This window comes from Nocardia sp. NPDC004711 (assembly GCF_053601595.1).
In genome coordinates, this window is the sequence record NZ_JBSGCB010000086.1 from 1 (window position 1) to 24,610 (window position 24,610).

At 66.4% G+C, this 24,610-nt stretch carries 22 protein-coding genes and 1 pseudogene; all 23 read right to left on the minus strand.

All coding sequences use genetic code 11. The features are described from left to right. Window positions 1-227: 227 nt before the first annotated feature. Window positions 228-1,321 (minus strand): annotated as a pseudogene (locus ACWEKS_RS44795) (LLM class flavin-dependent oxidoreductase). Between the two features lie 318 nt (window positions 1,322-1,639). After that, entirely contained in the window at window positions 1,640-2,131 is a 492-nt protein-coding gene (locus ACWEKS_RS44800) for an NADPH-dependent FMN reductase (protein WP_452345778.1), read from the minus strand. Between the two features lie 252 nt (window positions 2,132-2,383). Continuing rightward, window positions 2,384-2,587: a hypothetical protein gene (locus tag ACWEKS_RS44805; protein WP_452345779.1), complete on the minus strand. Its 204-nt coding sequence runs from the start codon at window positions 2,585-2,587 to the stop codon at window positions 2,384-2,386. A gap of 31 nt (window positions 2,588-2,618) precedes the next feature. Continuing rightward, the gene (locus ACWEKS_RS44810) at window positions 2,619-2,990 is read right to left on the minus strand and encodes a hypothetical protein (protein ID WP_452345780.1); all 372 of its coding nucleotides are present in this window, start codon (window positions 2,988-2,990) and stop codon (window positions 2,619-2,621) included. A gap of 76 nt (window positions 2,991-3,066) precedes the next feature. Then, window positions 3,067-3,675 (minus strand): hypothetical protein, encoded by a 609-nt coding sequence (locus ACWEKS_RS44815; RefSeq protein ID WP_452345781.1) that lies wholly within the window; start codon window positions 3,673-3,675, stop codon window positions 3,067-3,069. Between the two features lie 401 nt (window positions 3,676-4,076). Beyond that, window positions 4,077-4,220: a hypothetical protein gene (locus tag ACWEKS_RS44820; RefSeq protein WP_452345782.1), complete on the minus strand. Its 144-nt coding sequence runs from the start codon at window positions 4,218-4,220 to the stop codon at window positions 4,077-4,079. Continuing rightward, entirely contained in the window at window positions 4,220-4,402 is a 183-nt protein-coding gene (locus tag ACWEKS_RS44825) for a hypothetical protein (protein WP_452345783.1), read from the minus strand. Before ACWEKS_RS44825 ends, ACWEKS_RS44820 begins: the two co-directional genes overlap by 1 nt. A 15-nt stretch (window positions 4,403-4,417) precedes the next feature. Further along, window positions 4,418-4,795, minus strand: a complete 378-nt coding sequence (locus ACWEKS_RS44830; protein ID WP_452345784.1) for an ADP-ribosyltransferase — start codon at window positions 4,793-4,795, stop codon at window positions 4,418-4,420. 454 nt (window positions 4,796-5,249) lie between these two features. Beyond that, window positions 5,250-5,585, minus strand: a complete 336-nt coding sequence (locus ACWEKS_RS44835; protein WP_452345785.1) for a hypothetical protein — start codon at window positions 5,583-5,585, stop codon at window positions 5,250-5,252. A 106-nt stretch (window positions 5,586-5,691) separates the two neighbouring features. Further along, window positions 5,692-6,561 (minus strand): hypothetical protein, encoded by an 870-nt coding sequence (locus ACWEKS_RS44840; RefSeq protein ID WP_452345786.1) that lies wholly within the window; start codon window positions 6,559-6,561, stop codon window positions 5,692-5,694. A gap of 503 nt (window positions 6,562-7,064) precedes the next feature. After that, entirely contained in the window at window positions 7,065-9,227 is a 2,163-nt protein-coding gene (locus tag ACWEKS_RS44845) for an MMPL family transporter (protein WP_452345787.1), read from the minus strand. Window positions 9,228-9,518: 291 nt separating this feature from the next. After that, the gene (locus tag ACWEKS_RS44850; protein ID WP_452345788.1) at window positions 9,519-9,980 is read right to left on the minus strand and encodes an anthrone oxygenase family protein; all 462 of its coding nucleotides are present in this window, start codon (window positions 9,978-9,980) and stop codon (window positions 9,519-9,521) included. Window positions 9,981-10,002: 22 nt separating this feature from the next. Next, window positions 10,003-15,489 carry an ATP-binding protein gene (locus ACWEKS_RS44855; RefSeq protein ID WP_452345789.1) on the minus strand — a complete coding sequence of 1,829 codons (5,487 nt, stop codon included), beginning with the start codon at window positions 15,487-15,489 and terminating at the stop codon, window positions 10,003-10,005. A gap of 46 nt (window positions 15,490-15,535) precedes the next feature. Continuing rightward, the gene (locus ACWEKS_RS44860; protein ID WP_452345790.1) at window positions 15,536-15,982 is read right to left on the minus strand and encodes a hypothetical protein; all 447 of its coding nucleotides are present in this window, start codon (window positions 15,980-15,982) and stop codon (window positions 15,536-15,538) included. Between the two features lie 15 nt (window positions 15,983-15,997). Next, window positions 15,998-17,158, minus strand: a complete 1,161-nt coding sequence (locus ACWEKS_RS44865) for an FAD-dependent monooxygenase (protein ID WP_452345791.1) — start codon at window positions 17,156-17,158, stop codon at window positions 15,998-16,000. Further along, window positions 17,155-17,601, minus strand: a complete 447-nt coding sequence (locus ACWEKS_RS44870; RefSeq protein WP_452345792.1) for a nitroreductase/quinone reductase family protein — start codon at window positions 17,599-17,601, stop codon at window positions 17,155-17,157. The genes ACWEKS_RS44865 and ACWEKS_RS44870 overlap by 4 nt, the downstream gene beginning before the upstream one ends. A gap of 3 nt (window positions 17,602-17,604) precedes the next feature. Beyond that, entirely contained in the window at window positions 17,605-18,366 is a 762-nt protein-coding gene (locus ACWEKS_RS44875) for an alpha/beta fold hydrolase (protein WP_452345793.1), read from the minus strand. After that, the gene (locus tag ACWEKS_RS44880; protein WP_452345794.1) at window positions 18,363-20,681 is read right to left on the minus strand and encodes a beta-ketoacyl synthase N-terminal-like domain-containing protein; all 2,319 of its coding nucleotides are present in this window, start codon (window positions 20,679-20,681) and stop codon (window positions 18,363-18,365) included. The genes ACWEKS_RS44875 and ACWEKS_RS44880 overlap by 4 nt, the downstream gene beginning before the upstream one ends. Beyond that, on the minus strand, window positions 20,678-21,952 hold the full coding sequence (locus ACWEKS_RS44885) for a beta-ketoacyl-[acyl-carrier-protein] synthase family protein (RefSeq protein ID WP_452345795.1): 1,275 nt from the start codon (window positions 21,950-21,952) through the stop codon (window positions 20,678-20,680). Before ACWEKS_RS44885 ends, ACWEKS_RS44880 begins: the two co-directional genes overlap by 4 nt. After that, the gene (locus tag ACWEKS_RS44890; RefSeq protein ID WP_452345796.1) at window positions 21,949-22,353 is read right to left on the minus strand and encodes a 3-hydroxyacyl-ACP dehydratase FabZ family protein; all 405 of its coding nucleotides are present in this window, start codon (window positions 22,351-22,353) and stop codon (window positions 21,949-21,951) included. The genes ACWEKS_RS44885 and ACWEKS_RS44890 overlap by 4 nt, the downstream gene beginning before the upstream one ends. After that, window positions 22,350-23,606: a beta-ketoacyl-[acyl-carrier-protein] synthase family protein gene (locus ACWEKS_RS44895; protein WP_452345797.1), complete on the minus strand. Its 1,257-nt coding sequence runs from the start codon at window positions 23,604-23,606 to the stop codon at window positions 22,350-22,352. The genes ACWEKS_RS44890 and ACWEKS_RS44895 overlap by 4 nt, the downstream gene beginning before the upstream one ends. After that, on the minus strand, window positions 23,603-24,043 hold the full coding sequence (locus tag ACWEKS_RS44900) for a hypothetical protein (protein WP_452345798.1): 441 nt from the start codon (window positions 24,041-24,043) through the stop codon (window positions 23,603-23,605). Before ACWEKS_RS44900 ends, ACWEKS_RS44895 begins: the two co-directional genes overlap by 4 nt. A gap of 5 nt (window positions 24,044-24,048) precedes the next feature. Beyond that, window positions 24,049-24,447, minus strand: coding sequence for an acyl carrier protein (locus ACWEKS_RS44905; protein WP_452345799.1), 399 nt, complete (start codon window positions 24,445-24,447; stop codon window positions 24,049-24,051). Window positions 24,448-24,610 lie beyond the last annotated feature (163 nt).

Sequence of the window (24,610 nt, forward strand, 5' to 3'; positions counted from 1 at the left end):
CAAGATGGCGTCCGGCACCGGATCGGCCAGATAGCGACGGATCGAGCGGTGCTCGTGCAGCACCCGCAGCACCGGGTTCCATTCCGGGGCCGGGGCCGGGGTCGGTGCGGGGTCGCGGTAGCGCTGTGCCACCAGCTGATCCGCGGAAGCAGAGATCTGGGTCATGGGGCGTATCGTGACCCTCGCGCGGGGCCACGTCAGGTATTGACCGCAGCTCGAGCCGAATACTACGCAACCGGCGACGAGAACTGGACGATCGTTGCATCCCTCAGTAGCGGCAACAGCTGATTGCCCTGACGTTCGATCTCGGGCAGATACGGGGTATCGGAGAGCACGAAGTGCGCGATGCCGAGATCACGGTATTTGCGCAGCGATTTGGCGACATCCTCGGGTGAGCCGACCAGCCACGTGGTACCCGCTCCGTCGCCGCCGAAGCGGCCGGGTGTGGTGTAGAGGTTGTCGTCGAGCACCTCACCGCGAGCGGCCAGATCCAGCAACCGCTGCTGTCCGACCGCCGTTTCGCGATCCGGATTCCCGGTTTCCCCGTGGTGTTCTGCCAACCGGGCCACTTTCGCCTCGGCGTCGGCCCACGCCTGTTCGGTGGTATCGCGCACGAAAGTGGTTATTCGCAGGCCGAATTCGAGTGGCGGGTGTTCGCGCCCGAGCTCGTCGGAGAGCGCACGCAGACATTCGATGCGTTCACGCACCCCCTCGAGCGGCTCTCCCCAGAACAGCTGCACATCAGCCTCGGTCGCGGCGACCCGTTCCGCGGCGCTGGACGCGCCACCGAATTACAGTTTCGGGTGCGGTCGCCCGGCATGCGGCGTAATACGCGGAACGACAGTGGAATCGGTCACCTGATAATGCTCGCCGCGGTAGGTCACGCTCTTCTGGGTCCATAGCTTGCGAACGAGTTGAAGGAAGTCCTTCGTGCGCCCGTACCGCCGCGCCTGATCCTCTTCTCCCTCCCCGTACGCCGCGAGATCGTCCTTGCCCGAGCCGATATTGACGCGGACACGACCTCCGGACAGGTGGTCGAGCGTGGCCGCCGCGGTGGCGAAATTGGCCGGCCGCCAGTACCCCGGCCGGATCGCGACGAGCGGTTCGAATGTGGTCGTCCGCGCGGCCAGCGCGGTAGCAACCGTGAGCGTGTCGGGCCGCCCCACCCGGTGCCGATGAGCGACCCTTTCCACCCGTGCTCCTCCAGGGCCACCGCGTGCGCGGTCAATGTCGCCAAGCTGGGGTGATCATCGCGGACGGTATCGCGACGGTGACCCGCGGTGACCTGATTCGGTATGTACCAAAGCAATTCGAGGCTCATGAATACGATTCCTGTTCGACGATCAGAGAAGCGGCCTGCCACCGGATTATCAACCGCCCCACCGCCACAAGCCGCTCGCCGGCCCACCCCTCGCCCCCGCACAAACAACCCGGACCTTCACCCGGCCGGCCCGCCAGGACATAAATTCCCGCCGATTCCAGCGCTGCAGCTCGACGCACTGCCAGGGGAATTCGGTGGACGCGTCCTGTCGCTGAGCGAATTGCCCAGAGAACAGCGCTGATTGGGAGAGCAAGCGGCTCACCGAACGCGCCGGTGCCGCCGCCTTGTCCGCTACTCCGGCGCGTGCGCGACCGGCCGCTAACCCGTCAGCGCCGAGACAACCGGCCGCCAGCGCGCGGTGTATCCATCGATCACGCCGTCGGTCTCGAAGGTGCGGTCCGACAGGTAGAGACCGGGCAGCGCGGCGGTCGCGCCGAGTTCGACCAGCACCGGCTTGAGCAGCAGGTCCGGCGCCAGGGCGTGCGCTGGACCGGCGCCGAGCATCAGCGGCACCGCCACCACCCCGGCCAGCCCGGTCCCGCCGTCGAACTGCTCGAGGAACAGCTTCAGCAGACCGGTATAGGTCGCTTTGAACGTCGGACTGGCGAAAATGACCAGCGCCGAATCAGCGACGGCGCGAACAGATTCGGCAACTTCGGCGTCACCCCAGCTCAACAGCTTCGGGCCGAGCGAGACGAGATCGATCACCCGCGCGTCCGTATCCGGGCGCAGACCGGCGGCGACCATCGTCGCCGCGGTCAGGGTTCGAGACGCCGGTTTCGGATTCCCGACGACGACCGTGACTGTCATTGCGTGTCCTTCCTCGGGCGTGCGACGGCCCGATCAGCAGTTATGACCCCATCGTCGCTGCCGGTCCACCCCCGGTCAGGCATTAACCGCAGCACGAGTCGAATTTCAGGCCGATTCCTTTCTCCTCCACCGCATTTCCGCAGGATCAGCCTGATCTCAACCGTTGACCACCGCGACCGGGAAGGACGAAGGTGCCTGAGGGGAGCGCACGCCGATCCGGCGTGACACGAGAGCACGAACGGAAACCGAGGATTATGGCATCGACACCATTGCACCTGGGCGCGGCGCTGCTGTCAGCGCGGTGTTGACCTGCGCATCGATCAAGGGTGCGACAGTGACGGCGTCTGCCTCCACCCGGCGTATGAAGGTGCGTATACGGTGGTCGTTGTCGACATCGAATTGGCGACATCCCAATACGATCCGCAGGTTGGGGAATGCCGTCGCCTCGGCGATCATATCGACGGCGATTTCGAGGTTCTCGGTCTGTCTACCGGATACCAGAGACCGCATCCAGTTGGTCGATTACCCGGACCGCCGGCCGATCAGCGGCTGCCAGGGCGGTGACGGGCGAGGCGTCGAAGCCGAAATGGCGCCCCAGCTCTCGTGTCGAACCGAGCGGTCCATATCGGTCGAGTGAGATCGCCAGTGTCGCAACGCCAGCCGCCATTAGTTTGTCGACCGCTTGATGCAGGACGACGGTTTTGCCGCCGCCAGCTGTACCCACCAGGAAGGTCACCCTGACCGGAGATTGGGTAACCGCTGCAATCCGCTCTGCCTCATCGCGGGCGATTACCGGGCGCAGCAGTGCCCCAACCCCTTCCAACCACACCGATGTCTGCGACCGCACCAGCTCGACCAAACCTTGCAGACTCGCCCATAACCGACGGCGCAGTTGGTACGGACGCAACTTCTTGACAAGAATGTCCGCGGTCAGTTCATGGTCGATACAGCCCTCCGATCAGGTCGGCCAAAGACGCCCGTATCGGCATCCCCGCAACGCCATCGAGCAGAAGAGCTGCCAGTACGGCATTGTTTTGGCGCAGTTCCCTGTCATCGACTGTCCGGATGACCAGCGAACGCAGCACTTCATAGGCCTCGGCCGACCCACCGAGACGGTGCCCCAGGGTCTCGCTCAGGTCGTTCAGCTGACGAGGCAGGCCTTCGTTGACGAACGACGCATAGTCACCCGAACTTCGCGTACGGTCTGCCAGCTCCTGCAACGGTCGAAACGGCACCATGGACACGAAATGAAACTCATGGCCCATCCAAGCGTGGTGCAGGAGCGAGTCCCATATACCCATTCGATCCAGCGCACCCACGGTCCATTCGTTTGCGTTTCCGATCTGCCGCTTCACCTGGTGCGCCGCCACAACCCCGTCGTTGCGACACAACGCGAGCTCGACGCCCTCGCCGAGATCTCCGAGGGGTTCGATCCTCAACCATTTGCTCTGCCCCGCAAGCACATTCAGCATGCGGGCGACCACCCAGGCGGCTTCGTAGCCGTTACCGAATTTGTCGGCCTCGCCGCCCTTCCTGGGACTCACCGCACTCCTGATGTCGATCGACCCTCCTCGGGGAATACCGGAGGCGCTCCAAGCGTAGAACCGCTGTACGAGGATGCGTCAGAAGTTCGACGTTGTGGAGCGGGAAGCGGCGGCTGGGGTGGATCGCGCCCTCGGCGCACATTCTGCGAGCTGCCGCCATCGATTGGCCAGGCCGCGGGTCTGGATGTAGTGCACGTAGAAGCGGGGAACGAAACTCGCTGCGGGTGTTCAGTTTTCACTGTCGGTCGGCCATGGGCTGGCGATGATGCGATGGTGATGCCCGGCACCCACCTCATCGACCGATCGGAACCACCCAGTACGGTCTTGGACAAGGCACACCGACGGCCGCATCCCGTGCCGGATGCGACGGCGCGTGGTGGCAAAAGTTCTGGCCGACGCCGCTACTTGGCAGCTTTGGCAGGCGTGGGTCGCGGCGGCAGCTTACGGCCGAGGATTTTCTCGGCCTCGCGGCGGCGCTCGGCGATCTGCTCCGCGGTCAGCTTCACCCGGGTGACGCGCATCGTTCCCTGCGTCAACGCACCCATCACTCACCTCCTCGCACAATCGCCTTGATTCGCCACATGCTACGCGTTGGGTCCCACTCGACGCCAACGACGAAGAGGGTACGCGCGTCGATCACCAGTACTTCTTTTTCCGCGGGAACCTCGGCGAGCTCGCCCAGCCGCAAGGCCGGGACGCCGGCCTGAACGACCAGATCCAAGATCACGGGGTTGACGCGCGTCTACGAGTGCGGTGGGTTGGCCGAACCGGAGGTCGACAGAAACCCGTGATGGATGATGTCCTCATCGACCAGGGAGTACGCCGAGCCCTCGTCGACGATGCCGTACTCTGCGGCCTCGACCTCACGGGTGACGCGGACGGCGGTCTCGAGCGGATACTTCGCCAGACCCGACCTGATCAGCCGAATGCGGCGAGCGTTCGTCGGTGTCATCTCGATCTCGCCCCACAACGCCTTGTTGATGTCGTCGTGCGCGTTGTGGGTGTAGGCGTGGATGACGTCGGCCTCACTGGCGGTCAGCCGCTCGTGGCGCTGCCCCGCCAGTGCTGTTTCGGCCAGCGGAATCTCGTCGAATCCATACGCATCACCCTCATCCGTCACCCCCCGATTGTGGCCTGCCGCCGGGCCGATTCGGCATTCCGGCCAAACCCTGAGATCGAGATCGTCCAGGCCGACGAGAGAATGTCGCCGACGGGGGTGCAGCGCACAAATTGACGACCAGCAGGACAATCTCCGTTTCCCGCGGCGTCAACCCGGCGAGCCGCGCTTCGCCCGGCCCGAACGTGACATCCATCGGGATGGATGCCCGCTCGGCCAGCTGCCGATACGCCCCGGCACCGATCTCCACGAATCGACGCGTGCGCGCATTCAGTGTCGGAGGTGCACCGTTACTCGTGGGTCCCGCTGTCCGTTCCGTACAGCCCTCGACATCGAATCTGCTCAAGTACGCCGATTGGGACAGGAAGCCCCCCTCCTGTGAACCAAAGGCCCTGTCCGGATCGGTGATCCGGGCGGGGCCGTGTCCCCCGGGCGAGACTCGCCGGGTCTTACACGCCTACTTCGCGGGCGTGAAGGGCTGGTTGATCGTGGTGAAGTACTGGATGGCAGCGGCGATCGCGACCGGCGCGGTCACGAACAGCTGACCGGCGATGGTACCCAGGAAGCCGACAGCGGCCGCGCCCGCGACACAGCCGGCCAGCGGGCCCGCGCCGAACAGTAGCGCCAGGGCGCCGGTCAGGGTCGCGCCCAGGGCGGCACCGGCCAGGCAGCCCAGACCCGCGCCACCGAGGCCGCCGACCAGGGTGCCGATGGCGGCGCCGACGGAGATGGTGTCACGCATGCGGCCCCAGGCCGCCTGCTCACGGTCGTCGCCAGCTGTCGCCGTCGACAACGCTGGTCACCTTGTCCATTCTCGCGTGCGCTTGGCGTATGTCATTCCTTGACGCTGGTGTGCTGCAGGTTGTGGTTGGTCCAGTGCCTTTCGAGCCATGGGCATGTCAGCGGGTGAATTTTTGCCACGATCCGTCGGAGGAGTAGTACACAGGGTCGGTGCGGGAGTATGCGGTGGCGTTCAGTTGGAACGGCTTGTTGTCGGGCGCCAAGATGTTCGCGGTTCCGGACTTGTTCCCCTGGCTCCAGTCCAGCTGGAATTGGTAATCGAAGAGATTTTCCTTCGATGAGGAATCGAAGATGAACACGGCAAATACCTCGGAGTCGGTTTTGGAAACCGTGTAGCTCTGATCAACAGGTTCGACGCCAGTGGCCATAGGCCGGCCCAACTCGCTGGGGTCCACAAGAATAATGCGGGGGTCGGAGGAGCCCAGGTCGCCTTGGTAGTAGCGGTCGGTCAACCCGCCACCGCACCCCGTATGGGCGATGACAGTGATGCCGCTGAGTGCCGACGAAGTCGAGAGCACCTTGAGTCTCAAGTCGCGGATGACAACCTGGGTATCGCTCGAGCTCTGGACGGTGATCGTGTACAGCACGGTGCTCTTTTCGACCCCGCCCTGGCTCAATGCCCATTTGTCGTCCTGGGCCATATCGCTGAACTGGTGGTAGGGCAGCTCCGAGATCTGTTTGGGAAAGGTCCAGTGGTGGCAGAGCTGACCGTTGGCCAGATCGACATGCCATGTGAGTGGGATGCTCTCGGTGTGCTGGCCGAAGGTGTCGCCTGCCTTGTTTGCCCCTTCTCTGACCAGGGCCGTGATGCCGGCCACCAGCAGCCCGCTCATCGCCGTGCCGAGGACTCCCAACAACCATTTGTTCTTCCACCAGGAGGTTGTCGAGGTTGCTGGGTCTGAGGTAGCGGGCACCGTGGGACGTTGCCGTGGCTGGTTTTTCTGCGGTTGACGTCGTCGTTTGTTCATGGTGATCCCTGTTCGGGGTCGGAACTCGACTTTGATAGCAGGCCTGTACTATTCGAACACACACCGCCAGGTAAGACAGGCTGTTCAGTGGCATTCGCAAGCTACAAGTCGGTCGCGTAACCAGCCCAGAACCCCAACCGGATTCAGACCGCCTAAAAATCGCTGAAGATTTCGTTCCGCTGCTGGTCGACAGAATCGCAGCCAACGGGCTCGCTGCGTACTCGCCATGATGACTGACGATAGAAACTGGGAATCCGTTGCCGCTACGCCATGACGGTTAGCGCAGCGGCAACGGACCCCAAACCGCCTAGGATGGGCGGCACCGAGCCCGAGGCACGGCTCGGTCATTTGGATCCGTGAGATCCGAATCCAATTGGCTCTTCGGTACGGACTGCTCCGGTGTCCGCAAGGCCTCGTGCGGGCTCCACTGCTCGGGTTCTACGGCCGATGCTGTCGGTGGACGCCTCGACAATCGACCGAGGCGTCCGGCTTCCTCGCAGGGTTCAGGCGCGGTCCTGGAGGGCGATGTAGTGGTGCAGCCGACGCAGCGGGGCGGGAGCGTACCAATTGATCCCACCCAGAAGGCTCATGGCCGCCGGCACCAGGACGCCACGGATCAGCAAAGCGTCGATCAAGATCGCCAGACCAGTACCGAGACCGAACATCTGGATGAAACTGACCTTCGACACGCCGAAGGCGAAGAAACTCACCGCGAGCAACCCGGCCGCTGTCGAAACGATCCGCCCAGTTTTGGCCAGACCATGCACGACTGCATCGGTCGTGGCCGCACCCTGGTCGTGCAGCTCCTTGATACGGCTGGTGAGAATCACCTCGTAGTCCATGGACAACCCAAATGCGACACAGAACAACAACACAGCCATGGCGGTATCAGTCGGGCGTGCGGTGAAGCCGAGCAGCCCGCTCAGATGCCCATCTTGGAAGATCCACACCATGGCGCCCAGCGCGGCGGAAAGCCCGAGAGCATTGAGTAGCAGCGCCCGAAGCGGCTGCACGACACTGCCGGTGAATGCGAACAACAGCGCGAACGTGGTGAGGACAATCATCAGGGCGGCGACGGGGAGCCGAGATCCGATCGATGCCTCGGTGTCGACCTGCTGGGCATCGACGCCGCCGACCAGCGCAACGGCGCCCGCGGGCGCGGACACGCCACGGACCGACCGCACCAGATCTGCTGCGGCAGTGGATTTCTCGTCCAGGTCGCTGGCGATCGTGAGTCGTTGCAAGCCGGACTGGGCAAGCGCGTCGACCGAGCGGCCGGTGTCGGTGGATTCGCCGTGGACCCAGGTGCCGTGGCTGGTGGTCACGCCGGTGACGCCGGGCAGCTGGGACACCCCCGCGGCATAGTCGGCGATCGCGGATGTTGGTGCGGGACCGTCGATCACGACATCGAGCGAGGCATGACCGAAGCCGGCGAAGTCGTCGTGCAAGGTGTCTGCCACTTGGCGACTCGCGGCGCTGGCGGGCATCACTCGCTCATCGGGAATGGAGAAACCGACTCCGAGCAATGGGCTGGCCACCAGCGTAAGCAGCACGACAACAGGCAGCGCGGCCACGATCGGATTCTTGGTCACGACAGCGGCGAGCCGACCCCAGGCCGGTGCGTCCGAGCCGCGATGAGCGTTCGACCAGGGCAGCGACCAGGCGTTGACCCGGTGGCCCAGCACCGCCAGCAGTGCGGGCACGACGGTGAGGGCGCTGATCGCGGCGATCGCGACAACACCCATGCCGGCGTAGGCGAATGACCGGAGGAAGAACTCGGGGAACACCAGCAGCGCGGCCAGCGCAGCGATTACCGTGGTCGCCGAGAACACGATGGTGCGCCCGGCCGTACGCAGCATCGCTGCCACCGCCTCGCGCACGTAGGCGCCACCGGAGAGCTCTTCACGGAACCGCGCGACCAGCAGCAGGGCATAGTCCACCCCGAGCGCCAAACCGAGTGCGGTCGTGAGATTCACCGAATACACCGACACTTCGGTGATTCGGCCCAGCAGATCCAGTTCAGCGAAGGTGCCCAGGATGGCAACCACGCCGAGGATCAGCGGGACCAGCGCGGCCACGACGCTGCCGAATGCCAGCACCAGCAGGATCAGGGTGATCGGGATCGCGATCGATTCAGCGAGCCCGAGATCTTTGGCGACCTGATCGTTGACGTCGTGTTGCACTGCCGCACTGCCGCCAGCGCCCACCGTGACCGGCCCACTCGGGCCGCGGTATCGATCGACGAGAACGGCAGCGCGTTCGCTGACCTGGGTAGCGTCGCCGTCGATGTGCGCGACGACGATACCGTTGGCGCCGTCGCGAGACTTCATGGTCGGCGCGGCCGTTGTCCAGTACGAGGAGACCTGACTCACCCCGGGTTCCGCGGCCAGCCTCCCGGTGAGCTGCCGGGCAGCATCCGCGACGCCGGGGGTGTCCACCGAGCCGCTGTCCGCGTGCACCATGAGCACTAGGTTGGTCTGACCACCGAAGTGATTGTCGATGACGGCTGCCGCGCGACTCGACGCCGCGGCGGGATCGACGAAACCGCCCCCCTGCAGCTTGCCAAATGCCCCGGACCCGAGGACAGCCGCGACGACGACAATGAGGATGCTGAACGCGAGAACCGTACGAGCCCTTCGATACAACAGGCCCCCTAGTCTGCTCATTCCGTCTTTGCTCAATGGTCGGGCGGCGAGGACTTGTTCGGACATGACTGGCGATTCCCATCAGGTACGTGGTTGTTCATGGGCCCGGATGCAGGATCAGCACATCCTTGCTATAGAACAACGTTCTACTAGCCCCCAATGGGCCGTCAAGCCCGGTCGGCCGCGGAATTCCGCACGCGCCCACTGCGGGAGCGTCACTGCGTCAGAGTCCCGGCGAGAGCACGAAAACCGCTGCGGTCGAACAACTCTCGACCGCAGCGGTTACGTATTCGAAGGTGAGTCGGCTCGGTATCAGCCAACCCGTGCGGCGACTGCCGCGCAGAGCAGGATGAATCCGATCAGGAGCAGCCAGGATCGCAGGCCCTGAAAGAACTCCCACTTATTGCGGGTCTGCTTCCAGTGCGCCGGTGGCTCTTCGGCGTTCCACCGTGCGGTGGCAAGGTTGATGGGAACGTTGAAGATCACCGTCGAGACGATCGCCACCGCGAAGGACACTGCTGCCGTCACCCCGAGGGCGCGGGCCGCGCCGCCGAGGTGCCAGGCGTTCACCGCATAACTCACGCCGATGATCGTGGTGATGATCATCAAGGGCGGCATCACTCGCCCGAACGTTTTCAATAGCCCTTGCTCGATTTGGATGTGCTCGGTCGAAGGCAAGCGGCGCACGACGGGATGGACGAAGGCGTACGAACCGAATTCGGCGCAGGAGGTGAATCCGGTGATCACCAGGGCGGCGAATGCGAACCAGTTCATCGGTGCTCCTCGGATCAGGGGCTTACTCGGGTCGGATCGCGATGGCGGCGGCGATGCGGGGGCGCAGTTCGGCCGCCGGGATCACCGCATCGACCGAGCCGACTTGTACCGCACGCTGAATGCTGTGTACCCCATCGAACTCCGCGCCGAGAGCCGACAGGTGTTCGGCACGGACCGCGGTGCGAAGGTCGGCGAGTTCGGTGACCAACTCGGCACGCTTGCCGGCGTCGTCGGTGGCGTCGAGACGCTGCTGCAGAGCGCGGACTCGGGGGTCGTCGGCGGTGCGGGCATCGACCGTGCGGGCGAAGACTACCGCGGCTGCGGGAGCGCCACCGATCACCGAGGCGTAGGACCCCTCGATGGCCAGGACTGTCATGTTGGGATTGAGCGCCTTGGAGAACACCACGAACGCGCCGCCGTGGTAGCGGGAGATCACGCAGAACACGATACGGCCGTTGAAATTTACGATGGCACGGCCGATTTCGGCTCCGTACTCGAGTTGTAGCCGTCGCATGGACTCTGGGGAGCCGTCGAACCCGGACAGGTTCGCCAGCACCACGACCGGTCGATTTCCGCTGGCGGCGTTGATCGCTCGAGCTACCTTCTTCGACGACAGGGGGAAGAGGGTTCCTGCGGTGAATGCCTCCGGACCGTCTGCGGGTGGGAAGCCGTGCCGTGCGACCTGTGCGGATTCGATGCCGATCAGGCAGACCGGGCGGCCATCGATGCGGGCATTGGCCACCACCGCTGTGTCGGCCTCGGCCATCTCCGCCCACCGTTCCGACAGCGGGTGGTCCTGGTCCGAGACCGCTTGGAGCACAGCGCGAATCGAGAATGGCTTCTTGCGGTCCGGGTTGGTGGCCGCACTGAAGATCTCACCGACGGTGGTGAAGTCGCTGTCGGGGTGCCGGTGCGGGAACTCGGTCACGTCGCGGGTGACCGCGTCAGCCGTCGCGTGGCGGCGCGGACCGGACTCATCGGCTGCGATATAGGTGTGCTCATAGTGAGCCATCAGAATCACCTGCGCGGCAGCGAGATTCGGGGCGAAGTACTGTGCTTGACCGTTGGGTCCCATGACGCGGGCATACCCCCCGATGCCGAAGTTATCCTCGGCGGATACACCGCCGGAGAAGTCCAGGGACTGTTTGCCGGTCAGAACCATGGCGCTGGCGGGGGTCATCACCAGGATCCCCTTGGTGTGCATGAGCATGGTGGCTTCGGCGTTCCAGTACGGCTGGGCGCCGACGTTGATCCCGGCGACGACGATGTTTATTTCGCCGCCGTTCTGGGTGAACTGGACGATGCGGCGCAGGACCCGGGCCACCCAGTCCATGTTCTCGGTACCGGAGTCCATCGAGATCCGCGCCCCCGACGACAGGGAGTACCACTCCAGCGGAATCCCCCTGCGTTCGGCCAGATCGAGGGCGGCGTCGATGCGAGCGCATTCGGGTTCGCCGAGCGCACCGAGTTCGCGGTACGGATCGCCGAACAAGGCGATCCGGTGCACGCCTTCGGGGTGCAGCCCGGTCGGCGTCGTCACCGCACCGACGACGATGCCGGCCTGGTTGTGTCCGCGCGGCCGGTCGACCTCTATCAGCCCGGCCCCGTCGGGGTCGAGGTCGAGTTCGGTGAACTTCCCGTCTTTCCCGCGTACCAGGTCGATCAGTTCGTAGGGGTAGAGCGCACCACGACGGCGCACTCGCATCACCTTTTGGTCGTAATCCGTGAGCGGCGCAAGCGGTTCCGCAGGCGGTGCGTCGACCGTGACTTCGGTGCCGCCGGTCAGGTCATAGCGGAACCGGGTGACCTGGAAGTCATATGAGCCGTCGGGCTGGCGGACGCGGCCGTGCACGACCACTTCCTGAATTCCGGCCCGCACGATCTGGGGCGCCGTGGCGTGCAGCCAGTCCGCCAGTGCGACGATGTCTTCGTCGATGACCGGTCGGATATCGAGCCACACGTGATTGAGTTCCAGCCGCGTGCCGACCGGATCGAGTTCACGTCTTGCCTGCGCCACCGCCTCCGCGCAGGCGTTGAGCACCGTCTCGGCACCGCGCACCGTGATGATCGCACCGGCACCGTCGCGCACTGGCTCGAAGCGGCGGACCTGTGCCATGGCGACCAGTCGCTGATCGGAAGAGTTTTCCAGGGCCACCGCATGGTAGACGGCCATGTCGGCGGGCGCGGGCAGGCGGTTGAGGTGGAAGTTGCGCAGTCGCCACAGATGCAGCCGGCGACCGACCAGCGGATGCACTCCGCGAATCACGTCGTCCTCCACCAGATCACCGCTCCGTCGACGGAAGGTGAAGTGTTCGAGTGGGGCACCGTCAGGCGGTGCCAGCGCGACGGTGATGCGCCGCGCGTGTGGCGCGAGCGCGGTCCCCCGCAACACATCCAACAGTTCGGACGCGCGTTCCTCGACCGAGCCGGGTGCCTCGGGCCAGCAGAGCAGTAGATCGACCACATGCACGTGGTCGGCGGGAGCGCCGTCGAGCAGGCCGCACAATGCGCTCACCACAGCTCCGCAAGGCCCATCCCGCAGATCGCTCATGCGCGCCACGGTTGCGACGCAGGTGGTCGGAACGGTGTTGCGCGGCTGCAATTCGAGGCTGTAGTCGCAGATCGCGAAGGCACGCCCGGCGACGGCCACGGTGTGCACGCTGCGCAGCTGCTGTTCGCCGTATCGGCGACGGCACATCACCTCGAGCAGCGGATCCACGGGAGCGTGGACGTCGCGTTGCAGGCGGGCTACGACGATGCGATCCAGCGACTCGGGAATGTCGGCTATGGCGGTGATCCGTCGCGTGCGCTCCGGAGAGTCCGGAAGGCTTGCCAGAGTACGCAGTTCGTCCGGTATCCCGGCCAACATCGCGGCGCGGGCCGCTTCGGCCTCCGGGTGCAGATACCACCGGAACTCCACGCTTCGCGCCAGGTCGGCCAGGACCGGAGTGCGCGCGGCCCCGATTCGGATCAACCGCTCCAAGCTGGCCCGGACTGCCGGATCGCCGTCGGGGAGCGGCTCGCTCAGCCACACCTTCAGCAGTTCCAGCACAATGCGGGTGGCCTCGTCGAACCGCTTACCTGCCAGGACGATTCGATACACGGCCTGTTCCAGCTCAGGTGCGCGTTCGAACCCCTCGACACCGTAGCGACGCAATCCAGCGGTCAGCGCCTGCCGAAACCCGGCGGACAAGGCGCCGCGACGGACGTCCAGACTCTGCAGGTAAACATGCAATTGCTCGCGGCGGCTGCGGTGCGAGTCCGGCTCCGGCGCTGGGTCCGACAACTCGGCGATATCGCAGAAGGTATCGATCACATCCGCCTCGGCAGCGAGGGGCGCGGCATGCCCTGCGACGAGCTCACTGCGCTCGCGAAGATAGCGGGCCAGGGCCGGAGCGGATTCATCGGCGTGGTCGAAACCCAGGATTACACTCGACAGTTCGTTCAGCGCCCACATCGCGCCGACCGAGGTGTCGCTGTGGGCTGACGGTACCGGAAGCAGCAGGTCGACCGGCTCCACCGGGGCCGGCTCCGCGGTCTCGCCCACCGGCTCCAGCTGGGCGAGCAATGTTCCGGTGGCAACCTGGCTGCCGACCGAAACCAGGAGTTTGCGCACGCGTGCGTCGAACGGCGCGGGCAGCACCGTCTCCATCTTCATACTCTCCAACACCAGAACCGGTGCGCCGGCCCCGATTTCGTCTCCGGGCCCAACGGGCGTAGCGACCACCAGCGCAGGGGCCGGAGCACGCACCGCGCCGCCCTCGTCGCGGCTGACCCGATGGGCCACTCCGTCGACCTCGACCACATTCACGGTGCCATGAATGGCAGTGACGATGCGGTAGGTGCGGTCTGCGACGGTCAGCCGGCTCGAGTACTGGTCGCGTCGCTCGACGATGGCGTCGAAGCCTGCCCCGTCGATGTCGATTCGGTACCGGTCTGCCCCGGTCCGTGCCGCGGCCGTGCGATATGTGCGCCCGGCAAGCTTCACCTCCACCGCGTGTACTGGCTCATCGAGGATCTGTGGCCGACCGCCTCGCCCGGTTTCCCACAGTCGGGTACGGCGAGCCTGCTCGTCCTCCTCGTAACCGGCAATCGAGGCGGCGGCCAGGGCGATTGCGGTCTGCTGGGCAGGTACCAATCCGCCGAGCGCGCGGGCCCTATCCACCCACCGGGTATCCGCGGTGGCGTCGATGACCTCGCGTGCGTCCAGCAGTGATGTCAACAGAGTCTTGTTGGTCGCGCCGCCTTCGATCACCACGGTGGTCTCGGCGACAGCCCGCCGCAGTCGCGCCAGCGCCTCGTCCCGATCCCGGCCGTAGGCAATGATCTTCGCGATCATCGAGTCGAAATCCGGTGGGATCTCATCGCCTTCGATGACACCGGTATCGATGCGAATACCCGGACCAACCGGCCAACGCAGCAATTCGATGCGCCCCGGTGCGGGAGCGAAGTCACGCTCAGCGTCCTCGGCATTGAGGCGCGCCTCAACCGCATGGCCACGCTCGACCGGCCGCGCGCCGCGCAGCGGCAACCCGGCGGCCACGTCGATCTGGGCCTTGACCAAATCCATCCCGGTGGTCAGCTCGGTGACCGGGTGCTCGACCTGCAGTCGCGTATTGACCTCGAGGAAGGCGAAGAGCCGCTCCTGCGGCTGGTAAAGAAATTCCACCGTCGCCGCACCACAGTAGCCGACGGCCAGGGCCAGCTGCTCGGCCGAATTCTTCACCGTCGCAATTTGTTCCGCGTCCAGCAGCGCCGAAGACGATTCCTCGATGATCTTCTGGTTGCGGCGCTGAATCGTGCAGTCGCGCACGCCGAGCGCCCACGCGGTGCCGTGCGCGTCGGCGATCACCTGCACCTCGATGTGGCGGGCACCGTTGACCAGCCGTTCCAGGAACACCGTGGCATTGCCGAATGATCGGAGGGCTTCCTCGCTGGTGCGGGCGTAGGCCTCACGCAGCTCTTGCGCCGAAGTGACCATCCTGATGCCGCGGCCGCCGCCACCCGCAGTGGCCTTGAGCATCAACGGGTAACCGATCTCCTCCGCCGCCGCCAACGCGGCGGACAGCGAGTCGACCGCTCCCCGGCTCCACGCTGCCACCGGTACACCGCACTGCTCGGCAAGCAGTTTGGCACCGATCTTGTCGCCGAGCACGCGCATGGCCTCGGCACTGGGGCCGAGGAAGGTCACACCCAACCGGTCGCACAACTCGACGAATGCCGGGTCCTCGGCCACGAAACCCCAACCCGCCCAGGCGGCGTCGGCACCGGTCTCGGTGAGCGCCCGCTCCAGCACCGCCAGGTCCAGATACGGTCGGGCAGCGGCCGGTCCCAGGCAGTAGGCCTGGTCAGCGTCGCCGACGAACCCGGCCTGACGTTCGCCATCGGTGTATAGGGCGATGGTCCGTAGCGGTTCACGATCGCGGTGCTCGGCATTGAACTCCCGGACCGCATGGATCAGGCGGCGAGCCGCTTCCCCACGGTTGACGATGGCGATGCGCGTGAACATGACTACTCCTGAAGCGGAACGACTTCGAGACGGGGATTCGGGACGGCTAGCGACGCAGCAGGGACACGCCGAGAGTGACCAATCCGATGGTCAAGCTCGCCACCCCGAGCCAGAGCAGCACCACCAGCGAGTTCGGCTGGGTACGCCCGGTGCCGATGGCGGACAGGAAGAATCCGGCCGAGATCAATACGGCCGCAACCGGTGTCGCGAGGCGGGTAAGGAGGCCGAACCATCCGGTCAGCCGCGCCGAATCGGTGAGGATCAGCGAGATCAGCGAAAGGATCAGCAGCACACCGGCGTGCGCGTGGCCCGCCCGGGCGAAGCTGTCCTGGAACGCGGTCTGCGGCACCTTTCCGGCGTCGATCTGGGTGAGGAAGTAGCCGCCGAATTCCACCCCGACCATGATCAGCAACAGGATTCCGGCGATGCGGCGGGTCGTGGTGGTGAACGTCGGCACCTGGACGGGCGACGGGAGGGTCTGCTCTTCGGACATCGGGCGTGGTCCCTTCTACAGCTGCGGAGTGAGATCGGCGCGGGCCCGGCCCGCGGACTGCATGGCATACACGGTGCGCAGTACGACGTTGTCGCGCACCGCCCGCAGCGGTGCGGCTTCCATCAGGCTCATCCGGCTGACGATCCGCGAGGTCTTCACGAACTCGTTGGCGCGGCCGAGGCGGCGCTGCTCGTATTCGTGCAGGCCGGCTACCGGGTCGGTGGCCGAGGTCAGTACCCGCGCGAGGCACACCGCGTCCTCGATCGCCTGCCCGGCGCCCTGGGCCATATCGGGCGTCATCGGATGGGCGGCATCACCGAGCAGGCTGACGCGTTCGAATCCCCAGTGCGGCAACGGATCCCGGTCGACGATATCGGTGCGCAGAATCGCCTCCGGCGTGGTGGCGGCGAGCATGCGCTGAATGTGGGCGGGCCACCCGCGGTAGACAGCGAGCACGGCCGCCTTGCGGCCCTCGGCCGGATCCGGAACCCGCGGCGGCGATTTCACCAGGGCGAGCCAGTAGAGCCGGTTCCCGCTCACGTTGTAGTGCAGAATCCGCGCGCCCGGTCCCCAGTAGATCCGCATCTCGCCCACCGGGATCTCGGGATCGGTGTAGTCGGTGATGCCGCGCCAAGCGGTGATCCCGGAGTAGCGCGGCTGGGCCGAACCGTGCAGCTGGCGGCGCACGATCGAGGAGATCCCGTCCGCGCCGATGAGCACATCTGCGTCGACGGTGCTGCCGTCGGCGAGCCTGGCCAGCACGCGCTGGGTGTTCTGCTCGAACCCGATCAGTTCGACCCCGAGTCGCAGCGCGTCCGCGCCGACGGTTTCCAGCAGCAGCCGGTGCAGCTGCGGGCGGCTCACCCCGACCGAGGGAGCACCGATTTCGCTGCCCAGCGCGGCCAGGTCCAGCCCGCCGAGTCGGCGGCCCCGCCAGTCCAGGTAGCTGTGCGCGGTGATCTCGGTGCCGATCGCGGCCACGCGGTCGGCGAGGTCCAGGTGCTGCAGAGCCCGTAAGGCATTGGCCCACAGGTGCACTCCGGCGCCCTTGGCGAGGTCGTCGGCCTTGCCGACCTTCTCGACGACGACCACGTCGATGCCCACCCGGCGCAGCGCGATGGCGGCGGTCAGCCCGCCGATCCCGGCTCCGGCGATGATGACCCGTCCGATCGTCATTGGCCCGCACCCAGTTCCACCGAGATGCTGACCCGGCCGGCCTCGGTGACCGCCCGCACGATCTCGGCATCGGACACCCGGCCGTTTTCGGTGGCGAGCTCGGCCGGACCCGCGTAGGAGGGAATGGCATCCACGAGTTTGCGCAGAATGGCCGCCCCCTCGACGGGGTCGTACACGCAGGTGGCGACACCCTGGACCGTGCGGCCACGCAGCAGCAGCGAGACCGGTGCACCCCCGGCCAGGTTACGGTGCCACGGCGAGTCGGTGGACAGCAACACCCGATTGCCCTCGCGCACATAGGCCATCGGAGTCGTGTAGGTCCGGCCCGACTTGCGACCGGTGAAGGTCAGCATGCCGTATTTCGCGCTCATGATGCCGTGGAACGGCGAGCGGATGATCAACGAGGGGAAGAGGTTCTTCGCGCGATCGACGAAGGTGGGCATTGGTCAGCTCCTGATCGACGAGATGGTTCGATGGAATTCACACAAGGTGTCGGCCACGCCGGTGGTGTCCTCGATGTGCAGGCCGTGGCCGAGACCCTCGAGGTGGACGTGGCGGACATCGCCGAGCAATGCCGTCGCGCGCCGGACATCGTTGTCCGACATGAACGCGCCTCGTTCGGCATCGCCTTGGATCAGCAAGGCGGGACAGCGGACCCCGGCCAGCAGTGCGTCCGGGTCATAGGCGCCAGTCATGCGCCCGTCGTGGTACTGGGTGAGCACCTGCGCGTCGAACTGGTCCAGCGACTTGGCCAGAGAGCGCAAGGCCAGTGGCAGCCCAGCCAGCCACAGCAGCGCCGTCTCCCGCGGGATATCGCAGGGATATATGCCCGAGTCGGCAATGATCAACGACCGCACCAGGTCCGGACGGCGGGCGGCGACAGTCAGCGCGACCCAGCCGCCCAGCGAATGCCCGTAGAGATGCGCGGGCCCACCGACGACGGTGTCAATGAACGCGATGACGTCCTCGGCGAAATCACCGATTCCGTAGTCGGCGGACCGGCTCGAGACGCCGTGCCCGCGCAGATCGGGTGCGTACTGGGTGTAATGGTCGGACAGGGCGACCATCAGCGGACCGTAAACCTGCCAGCGGGCACCGACACCGTGCAGCAGTACCAGCGGCGGCCCGCCACCGCGCAGTTCGCCGTATCCCAGGTGCACTCCGCCGATGTCGGCCTGCTGGGCCAGTGGTCGTGGCCTGCGGGTCATAGGACCGGTCCGACGACGAGAGCGAAGTGCGTGCCGCCCAGTGAGCTGCTGACCAGCAGCGCCGGGCCGTCCAGGCCAGGGGTGGCAGTCGCCAGGGCAAGCGCCAGCGGCGCACCGGCACCGATCGGTTCCCCGAACAACCGTTTCGGATCGAACCACGCAGGGGTCGAATGCCCGGCGAAAACCCTCGACAGTGCCGACATTTCCGGTTCATCCGCGGCCGCAACACCGATGCTGTTGGTCCATACCGCACGCACGTCACGAGGATGTACGCCAGCCTGCTCGAGCGCTTGGCGCACCGCGCGCTCTATGCCGTGGCCCTTACGGTCCCACCGGCCGACACCCTGTGCATCGGAGGCGATTCCGTAGCCGAGCATTTCGGCGCACGGTGTCGCGCCGCGGGCAGCCGCACTGCTCGCGCGTTCCAGCAGCACCGCGATTCCGGCTTCGGCTATCCCGAATCCCTCGGTGGCCATTGGTCCGATCGCGCGGTAGGCATCGATGACGGTGTCGGTGAGGGTGTCGGCGGCGATAGCCAACATGCTGTCGGCCTCGTCGCGGGTCAGAATGTCGAAGGCGTAGGCCAGCGCGGCGGCGCCTGCGGCATGACCGGTCGTGACCGTGGTGGTGGGACCGACCGCGCCCACGTGCATGGTTACTTGTCCGGTGGCCGCGTTGTAGACGGTGTTCGGGAACAGGGCGGGGCTGGCGGCGAGCGGCCCGTTGTCGAACAGCGGCCGTGCGAAGGCTTCCATCGCGTCCATCGGGCCGATGCCGGTGCCGAGCACCGTGCCTACGCGTGTGCGGTTTTCGTCATCGAGGACCAGGCCGCCGTTCTCGAGTGCCATCCGGGAGGCGACGACACTGAAGATGCCGAGCCTGTCCATCCGGCGACGTGCCTTGGTCGAGAGGAATTCGCTCGCATCGAGGGGCACGCGGCCGATGCGCGCGCCGGATTCGTCTGCTGTGCAGGGCGTCCGCTTCGTGAAGGCATCGCGCAGAGCGTCGGCACCCATGCCAGCGCAGGTGAGCGCTCCGATGCCGGTGATCACTACTCGATCCGTGACCGGTGTGGCGGGTACGGAGGGCTCGCGGGTCAGCACCAGCGAGGCGTTTGCGCCGCCGAAAGCGAAATTGTTCGACATGGCGACCGGAATGTCCAGGCTGCGTGGAATATTCGGTGTGTAGTCCAGATCGCAGTCCGGGTCGCCCGGGGTGTAGCTCGCCGTCGGCGGGGCGAGATGTTCCTCGATCGCTTTCACGGTCACGATCGCTTCGACGGCGCCGGCCGCACCCAACAGGTGCCCGATCATGGACTTGGTGCTGCTGACCGCGATCGTGCGGCTGGCCTCACCGAGACCGACCTTCATTGCCATGGTTTCGGCCGGATCGTTCTTCGCGGTGCCGGTGCCATGGCTGTTGACGTACACCACGTCCTCGGGTCGGCGACCAGCCGCACGCAGTGAGGCCTGGATGGCGCGGGCCGCGCCGGTACCGTCGGGACGGGGCGCGGTGGCGTGATACCCGTCTGCCGACAATCCGAGTCCGGCCACCTCGGCCAGGATGGGGCGCCCCAGCCACGCGGCGAGTTCGGCGCGGACCAGGACCAGCATGCCGCTGCCTTCGCCGAGGGAAAGTCCTTGCCGGTCTTTGGAATACGGTGCGGCGGGAACCGGCGACAGCGATTCGAGGGAATTGAATCCCGCGACCAGGACATCCGAGAGTGCATCGGTGCCGCCGGCGAGGACCGCGTCGGCGCGCCCGGCGCGGATCAGGTCGGCGGCGTAGCCGACCGCGTTCGCGCCGGCCGCACACGCGGTGTTGACCGACAGCACAGGTCCCAGCGCACCAAAGGCTCCCGCGACCGCTTCGGCCAGCGCTTGGGGTGGGGTGAACAGCAGAACTCTCGGGTCGATCGTCTCGCCCAGATCGCGGGCGCGGTACCAGTGCCGGGCGCTGAGCAGGCCAGCGTTGCAGGTACCGAGCACCACACCGAACCGTTCGACGGGCACGAACTGGTTGATCGCACCGACCGATTCCATGGCCTCCTCGGCAGCGACCAGCGCGAAATCCAAAGCGCGGTCGGAGAATCCCTCGGGATACCCGACCTCGTGCTTGGGGGCGGGCGCACCGACCACCTCCCCGGCCAGGCGGGTGCGGAAGCCGTCCATCGACATGTGCTCGACCGGGCGAATGGCCACCCGGCCCCAACTCGCGCCGAGCCACAGATCCTCGGCCGTAGGTCCCTGGGAGGTGATGGCGCCGACGCCGATGACGGCGACCCTGCAGGGGGCGTTCGTGACTGGGGTGCTCATGACTGTGATGTCCTTGCTGTGTGTGCCCGGAGGACGAGTGCGACATGCTGACCCTGGAAGCCACGAGCCAGGGCCAGGACGTTCCCGACCGGCTGCTCGTGACCCGGGTCCGTGACCCAGCGCGGACCCGCGCAGGCGGGGTCCGGGTTGGTCAGTGTGGAGATGGGCGGCACCGCACCGTGCCGGATGATCAACGCGGCCACCGCGGCATTGAGCGCACCCGCGCCTGCGACCAGGTGACCGGTGGCCGCGGTGACTGCGGTCACCGCAACGTGTTCGAGCCGAGACTCAAAAACCGCACGCAGCGCGGCGATCTCGTCAGCGTCCGCAGCGGGAACAGCAGACCCTTCGGCGACGACGCAGTCGATGGCGTCGGGTTCGATTCCGGCTTCGGTCAACGCGGAGGTGATCGCGCCGATAGCGCCCTCCGTGCCCGCAGCAGCGAATCCCCGCCCGAAACCGGCGATCTCGGCATAGACCGATGCCCCCCGCTCGGCGGCGGACTCGGCGTCCTCGACGACAACGAACGCTGCCCCGTCACCGGGCGCGAAGCCGTCGCGGTCACGATCGTAGGGCCGGACCGCCGCGGAGCCGAGTTCGTTGCGGGTACTGAGGACTTCGGCGGGATCGAGCTTGGTCATGCTCCACCACGAGGTGGGGTCGTCGAACCCGCCGGCAACCGCGACCGCAGCCTCACCGCGCCGCACCGCACGGAAGGCACGACCGATCGCGGTCGCACCGGCCTCGGCTGTTCCAGCGAAATACGTATTGGTGCCGCGTAATCCGTGCGCCTGGGAGATGTAGAACAGCGCGGCCGCCTGCAGACCCTCTACGTAGAACAACGGATAGAACGCCGCCGCCCCCTCGGTACCCATGCGGGCCAGATCCGCAGTGCCGTCGGGGTTTCGGGCCAGCAGCACCGCGTCGAGCACCTTGGCAGGCTCGGATATCTCCTTGTTGCCGCCCAGGAACAGCCCGGCGCGATCGCGATCGTCGATCGACAGGGCTGCGTCGGCGAGGGCCAAGGACGCACCAGCGACGCCGAACTGGTCGTTGCGCGTCATGTTCCGCAGCACGCGTCGATTCACCGCGAACGGCGTCGGATCGAAGTCGGTGACTTCCGCCCCGAGCCGCGAATGCAGCGAACTCGCGTCGAAACCACGCAGATCACCGACCGCACTCCGGCCGTCCAGCAGTGCCTTCCACGTCTCGGCGGTCCCGACACCGAGGCCGGTAATCAGACCGATTCCCGTGATGACAACCCGTTTCACAAAGCACCTCCAGCATCGATCGCCGAAAGCTCCAGGCGGCCAACAGTTGTCACACGCTTGCCGTCCACCAGAACCCGGCCGCTGCAAACGCCGGGCTCGAGCAGGTCGACATGTAGATGCATGCGGTCCCCCGGCTGCACGAAATGCCGATACCGGACTGTGCGCGCTGCCGTCAATTGCCAGCTGCCCCCCGATGTTTCGGACATCAGCAGGCCCGCTAGCTCACCGAGCGAACCAAGGATCAGCACGCCGGGCAGCACCGGGAAGCGCGGGAAGTGGCTGTCGAAGATGGACAGTGTGCTGGGCACATTGCGCACGGCCGCAGCGGTGCGACCCGCCACGAGGTCGACGATGCGGTCCACGCCGACAAGCGTCGGCGCGGGCGCCGTGGTGGCGATCATGGCGTGTCCTTCCGCAGGATCAAGCAGGCGTTGGTGCCACCGAAGGCGAATGCGTTGACCATCACCGTGTCGGTGTCGACCGCTTGGGCGGTGTTCGCGACGTAGTTCAGATCGAGGGCGGGATCGGGGCGCTCGAGATTGATGGTGGGCGGGGCATATCCGGTGCGCAGTACACCGAGTGCGCCCAGCAGACCGGCGCCGGCGGCCGCAGCGGTGAGGTGACCGATCATGGACTTCACCGAGCTGATGGCGATCCGGTGGGCATGTGCTCCGAACACGTCCTTGATTGCCTTGGTTTCACAGATATCGTTGCCGGGCGTCGAAGTGCCGTGCGCGGCAATGTAACCGACATCCGTCGGTGCCAGGCCCGCGTCCTCGAGTGCCTGCGCCATCGCCAGACTCACGCCGCCTCCATCCGGCGGCGGGTCGGTCATGCGGTAGGCGTTCATCGTCGCCGCATACCCGACGATCTCGGCGTGGATGTGCGCACCCCGCGCGCGGGCCGACTCCAGATCCTCGAGCACGAACATCACCGCGCCCTCGCCCAGCACGAATCCGGACCGATCGTCGCTGAACGGCCGCGATGCCCGCTCCGGTTCGTCGGCGTGGTCGGTGGTGAGCGCGCCGAGCAGGGAAAAGCCGAGCACGTCCAACCATGAGATCAGCGAGTCGTATCCGCCGACCAGCATCATCCGGGCATCGCCCTCCTGGATGATCCGGTACGCCTCTCCGAGTGCGTGTCCGGAGGCGGTGCAGGCGGTGGAGACGCCGACCATCGGCCCGGTGCAGCGGCCCGCCCGGGCAATGACGGCCGCGGGGGTGTTTTGATCACGTTCTTGGACATGCTCGACCGGCTGCCGATACAGCGGCAGTTCTTCCCGCAAGCGGTGGAAGATTTCGGCCATCTCTTCGAGCGAGGGCCGTCCGGCCGTGGCGCCGACGCTGACGCCCCGCTGGGCCGGGTCGTAGTCGCCGCCGTCCGGCAGGCCCGCATCGGCGAGGGCTTCCAGGGCGGCGGCGACTCCGAAGGCACCGGGACGCGAAAGATTGCGTCGCAGTGCCGGATCAGGGATGGCGGTCTCGGCGTCGAAGTCCTTCACCATTCCGGCAATGTGCACCGCGAAGCTCGAGGCGTCGAACGATGTGATGGGTCCGACGCCGGATCGCCCTTCCAGCACGGCATTCCAGGTGGTAGTGGCGTCAAGGCCGACGGGTGTGACCGCCCCGACACCGGTGATGGCGACTCGCCTCACGATCGCACCAATCTTTCCAGTAGGCGGAGCGAGTCCGCGTCGTCGGCCAGATCGCCCGCGTCGATGAGGGCGCACATGATGTCGGTGGCGCGCATGATCGGCACGCCGTCGACGGTGGCCGTGCCCGAGAGCACGGCCATTTCGTCGGACATGGATTCGACGACGCCGTCGAGGACCACCTCATCGCCCGGCCTGGCAGCGCCGCTGAATTCGACGCTGCCGATCTGCAGCAGCGCCGCACGTTTGCGGCGCTCGGTGGAGAGCATGATCAGCCAGGTGCCGGCCTGGCACAGCGCTTCGAGCACGAGTGGCGAGTCCAGAACCGGTCCGTCCGCCGTCTCGCGGAGGCCCGACTCCGCGCCCGAAACCATCTTGCGGCCACGGACGCGTGTGCTCGGCTCGTACTCGTCGATCCGGTCGATCAGGTGGAAACGCATGGCGCTCAGGCCGAAACGGCAGCGCGGGTCTCCACCAGGGCGACCAGGTTGGCGACGGTGAACAGGGTCATCACGCGCTGGGGCTCGAGCTTGCCATCCAGGTCCATCTCGGCCAGCTGCGGCATGACCTTCTTCAGCTGTGCCATACCGGCCTCGGTGATGACGTTGGCCTCTTCGTCGCCGAACTCGTCGTCCGGGATGCCGCCCTGCACGTAGTTCGACAGCTCGGCGACGGTGACCTTGGTGCCGGTCAGTCGTTCGATGCGGAACAAGATGTCGAGCAGATCGATGGACTCGGCGCCGAGCTCGTCGAGCAGCGACGCTTCGGCGGTCACCTCGTCCTCCTCGATGCCGAGAGCCTCGGCGACGGCGGTGCGGACCTGAGCGAACAGGGTGTCGTTCATCGGTGTTTCCTTTACTTCTTCACAGGGTGGAAATGGGTTGTGCGGCTTACCATTCGGGGCGGCCGAGACCGAGCTGCGCGCCGGCGCCGCCGTCGACGGCGATGGTCGCGCCGGTCGTGTAGGCGGCATCGGGCCCGGCCAGGTGGACGACCATCCCGGCGAC